Annotated in this window: 1 protein-coding gene; it reads left to right on the top strand. The window is 64.2% G+C overall.

All coding sequences use genetic code 11. The features are described 5' to 3' along the window. A partial coding sequence (gene tuf, locus FM111_RS13645; protein WP_087141476.1) for an elongation factor Tu occupies positions 1 to 1,191 on the top strand: 1,191 nt, incomplete at its 5' end. Positions 1,192 to 1,239 lie beyond the last annotated feature (48 nt).

Here is a 1,239-nt window from a genome sequence, read left to right as displayed (position 1 = left end):
ATGGCCAAGGAAAAGTTCGAACGCACGAAGCCGCACGTGAACATCGGCACGATCGGTCACGTTGACCACGGCAAGACGACGCTGACGGCGGCGATCTCGATGACGCTGGCGAAGGCCGGCGGCGGCAAGGCGATGAACTACGCCGACATCGACAACGCGCCGGAAGAAAAAGCGCGCGGCATCACGATCAACACGTCGCACGTCGAGTATGAGACGGCCAACCGTCACTACGCGCACGTGGACTGCCCGGGCCACGCCGACTACGTGAAGAACATGATCACGGGCGCGGCTCAGATGGACGGCGCGATCCTGGTTTGCTCGGCTGCTGACGGCCCGATGCCGCAGACGCGCGAGCACATCCTGCTGTCGCGTCAGGTCGGCGTTCCGGCCCTGGTGGTGTTCCTGAACAAGGTCGACATGGTCGACGACGAGGAACTGCTGGAGCTGGTGGAAATGGAAGTGCGCGAGCTGCTCAGCTCGTACCAGTTCCCGGGCGACGACCTGCCGGTCGTCAAGGGCTCGGCCCTGGCCGCGGTTGAAGACCGTGACCCGCACATCGGCGCCGAGCGCGTTCTGGAGCTGATGGCGGCGGTCGACGCCTACATTCCGCAGCCGGAACGTCCGATCGACATGCCGTTCCTGATGCCGGTGGAAGACGTGTTCTCGATCTCGGGCCGCGGCACCGTGGTGACGGGTCGCGTCGAGCGCGGCATCGTCAAGGTCGGTGAAGAAGTCGAAATCGTCGGCATCCGTCCGGTTCAGAAGACGACCTGCACGGGCGTTGAAATGTTCCGCAAGCTGCTGGACCAGGGTCAAGCCGGCGACAACGTGGGCGTGCTGCTGCGCGGCACCAAGCGTGAAGACGTCGAGCGCGGCCAGGTGCTGTGCAAGCCGGGTTCGATCACCCCGCACACGAAGTTCGTGGCTGAAGCCTACATCCTGAACAAGGAAGAAGGCGGCCGTCACACGCCGTTCTTCACGAACTACCGCCCGCAGTTCTACTTCCGCACGACGGACGTGACCGGCATCGTGCGCCTGAAGGAAGGCGTCGAGATGATCATGCCGGGCGACAACGCCGAGCTGGACGTCGAGCTGATCACGCCGATCGCGATGGAAGAGAAGCTGCGCTTCGCCATCCGTGAAGGCGGCCGCACCGTCGGCGCCGGCGTCGTGGCCAAGATCGTCGAGTAATCGACGGGCGGCCCTTGAGGTCGCACAGTAAGTGTAAGCGTAAGCGTA

Source organism: Brevundimonas diminuta 3F5N (genome assembly GCF_900163625.1).
In the GTDB taxonomy this organism is placed as follows: domain Bacteria; phylum Pseudomonadota; class Alphaproteobacteria; order Caulobacterales; family Caulobacteraceae; genus Brevundimonas; species Brevundimonas diminuta_A.
Note: the sequence above shows the minus strand (reverse complement) of the source record. Positions and strands in the feature narration are given on the sequence as shown.